Here is a 3221-nt window from a genome sequence, read left to right on the forward strand (position 1 = left end):
GCGTTCATCCATTGGGAGGGATTGAGGGAGGGGCTGACCGGTAGGAATGATTGCGTGGTGGTCAGTAACTTTGGAGTTGTCGAATACCTTTTTGCTTTTTTTTAGCTTTTCACCGCGCAATGGCTGCAGGATGTCTGTGTAATGCCCGCTTATCCCATTCAGTATGTTTTTGCATTTGGGATACATGTCGTCAGTCAGGTATGTTGTATCGACACGAGGGTATGTGGCGAGTTTTTTCTCATAAAGCGATTGTATGGCTTTGAGAGTGGCGTCAGCACCCATGCCGAATTTCTTGTTGCATTCAACTTGCAGAGATGTCAGGTCAAAGAGACGAGGTGGAGCCTCTTTCCCTTTTTTCTTTTCTACATCTGTAACCGTAAGGGGGTATTGTGCCACATCTTTCAGGATTTCTTCACCTGCTTCCTGTGTCGCAAACGCTTTCAGAGCGGAAGAAAATGTGGTGTCTCTGTAGACTGTCTTGAGTTCCCAAGTGTCTTTGGGTACAAAATTTTCGATTTCCAGCTGGCGGTTCACAACCAGTGCGAGTGTTGGTGTCTGCACTCGCCCCACCGACAGAATCTGGCGGTCTTTGCTGTACTTGATTGTATATAATCGGGTTGCGTTTATGCCGAGAATCCAGTCGCCGATGGCTCTGCATAATCCCGCGGTGTATAGGGGTTCGAGCTCATCATGGCTTCTGAGATTCGCGAATCCCTCCCTGATGGACTCATCTGTAAGAGAGCTTATCCATAATCTTTTTACCGGTTTCTTGCATCCTGCCTTCTGCATCACCCATCTCTGGATAAGTTCTCCCTCTTGACCGGCATCGCCACAGTTTATCACTTCATCACACTGTTCTATCAGGCTTTTTATTGTGTTGAACTGTGTCTCGATGCTTTGTTGGGGAATTAGTTTAATGCCGAATTTCAGAGGAATCATGGGTAGTGAAGACAATGACCATCTTTTCCAGTCGAGTGTATAATCGGCAGGTTCCTTGAGAGTGCAGAGATGTCCGAAAGTCCATGTCACGCAATATCCGTTGCCTTCATAATAGCCCGGATGCTGGGTGTTAGCGCCTATGATGCGAGCTATGTCCCTGCCGACGCTCGGTTTCTCAGTTATGCAGAGTATCAATGTGTTATAACTTTTTAGCTTCGTTCCAGATTGCGTCCATTTCAGAAAGAGTCAGGTCTTTAATTGATTTTCCAGCCTCTCTGGCTCTTTCTTCTATGTGGTTGAATCGTCTGATGAATTTTTTGTTTGTCTTTTCAAGAGCGTTCTCAGGATCTACGCCATAGAGTCTTGCGGCATTGACCACAGAAAACAACAAATCTCCGAATTCCGATTCCAATGCATCGGGATTGTCATTGTTTTCAATTTCCATTTCGACTTCGGTTATTTCCTCCTTAACCTTGTCCCACACCTGTCGGCGCTCCTCCCAGTCAAAGCCCACATTGCGTGCTTTCTCCTGTATTCTGCTTGCCTTTATCAAAGCAGGCAGAGCCGAAGGTACTCCTCCGAGAACGGTTTTGTTACCTTTTTTCTCACGAAGTTTTATCTGTTCCCAATTCTGAGACACTTCTTCTGCGTTGTTTACATTGACATCGCCATAGATATGTGGATGTCTGAATTTGAGCTTTTCTACCAGAGAGTCACACACATCGGCAATGTCGAAGTTTCCCTTTTCCTCTGCGATGCGCGAATAGAAAGCCACATGCAGCAGGACATCGCCAAGCTCCTTGCGAATGTTTGGAATGTCGTCAGTAATGAGAGCGTCAGCGAGTTCGAAGACTTCCTCTATTGTGTTAGGGCGCAAGGACTCGTTGGTCTGCTTGGCATCCCATGGGCATTGAACCCTCAGGGTGTCAAGCACATCAAGAAAGTCGCCCATGGCGCGCAATTTCTCTTCTTTGGTATGCAGTGGAGTCATATTCATATTTTTTATTTACAAAATTAGTCATAAATTTCCAAAGAGGTGTCTGCCCGAGTCTTTTTTATGGTATTTGACGCGTTTTAACGCGAAAATGTTAAATATTTGTGGAATAATTATTATCTTTGTGGATTGAAATCATTTGTATGAACAAAGTATTAAATCCGACGTGTGTAAAGGAGTTCTCTACTCTTTTGGAACAGAGCGAAAAAATCGTTCTTACATGCCACGTGCATCCTGACGGCGATGCCATAGGGAGCACACTCGGTCTTTGGCATCTTCTCAAGAGCATCGGCAAACAGCCATCTGTGGTTGTGCCGGATGTTCCACCGAGATCATTGCGTTTTCTGCCTGATTTCAATGAGATCGCTGTCTATACGAGACATGACCCCTATTGCAGCCGTCTTGTCGAAGAGAGTGACCTGATACTGTGTTGTGATTTCAACAAACCTTCGAGGCAGGATCATCTTGCTCCACTTATACAGGGAGCATCAGCGCGTAAAGTGCTTATAGACCATCATGAGGGTCCGGATATTGATTGCGCGGTTGAGTTTTCTTATCCGGAGATGTCTTCGACATGTGAGCTTGTGTTCAGAATTATAGCGGCGTGCGGGTTATACAGCGATATTGACAGGAATTGTGCCACATGCCTTCTGACAGGACTTATAACNGACACACAGAATTTTACTGTCAATTGCAAGAATCCCGAGGTATATGAAATCCTCACCAGATTGATGGAAAAAGGTGCGGAAAAAGGTAAGATCATCGAGGAGTGTGTCAAAGCCTGCAGTTATGACAGTCTCAGGCTGAAAGCGTATGCCGTGTGTGATAAACTTGAAATTTTTACGGAGCACAGAGGATGCCTTATCACCCTCTCAAAAGAAGAACTTGACCGTTTCAACTATGAGAAGGGGGACACGGAAGGTCTTGTTAACGAGGCTTTGAATATCCGGGGCATGGTGTATTCAATATTCATGCGTGAGGATCCCGACTGCATAAAGGTGTCGGCACGCAGCAAGGTAAATTTCCCTGTTTCCCGCATATGCTCCGAACTTTTCAACGGAGGGGGACATCTTCAGGCATCTGGAGGCGAGTTTCACGGAACCCTTGAGGAATGCCGGGAATTATTGATAAAGAATCTTGACAGGTATGACAGGTATCTTCCAAAACGTTTTGAGAAACTGGATGTGCGTCAGCAATGACCCGGATGCAAGAGTTGTGTAATATTATAAAAGAATAAATATCAACATTATAAATGAGAATAAATACAAAGATAGTAATGGCATCGGTG

Annotated in this window: 3 protein-coding genes; 1 reads left to right on the forward strand and 2 read right to left on the reverse strand. The window is 45.2% G+C overall.

What is annotated here, in order from left to right; all coding sequences use genetic code 11:
- Together JX312_RS11010 and mazG are read right to left on the reverse strand one after the other, a co-directional pair.
- Positions 1 to 1134: DNA topoisomerase (locus JX312_RS11010; RefSeq protein WP_239653893.1), on the reverse strand; the 1134-nt coding region annotated here is incomplete at its 3' end.
- A gap of 4 nt (positions 1135 to 1138) precedes the next feature.
- Complete coding sequence (mazG, locus tag JX312_RS11015; RefSeq protein ID WP_370541502.1) at positions 1139 to 1936, reverse strand: nucleoside triphosphate pyrophosphohydrolase; 798 nt, start codon at positions 1934 to 1936, stop codon at positions 1139 to 1141.
- Positions 1937 to 2076: 140 nt separating this feature from the next.
- On the opposite strand from mazG, the gene JX312_RS11020 reads away from it, so the two are divergent.
- On the forward strand, positions 2077 to 3132 hold the full coding sequence (locus JX312_RS11020) for a bifunctional oligoribonuclease/PAP phosphatase NrnA (RefSeq protein ID WP_204458032.1): 1056 nt from the start codon (positions 2077 to 2079) through the stop codon (positions 3130 to 3132).
- Positions 3133 to 3221: the final 89 nt, after the last annotated feature.

This window comes from Barnesiella sp. CU968, assembly GCF_905219685.1.
GTDB classification, from domain to species: domain Bacteria; phylum Bacteroidota; class Bacteroidia; order Bacteroidales; family Muribaculaceae; genus Lepagella; species Lepagella muris_A.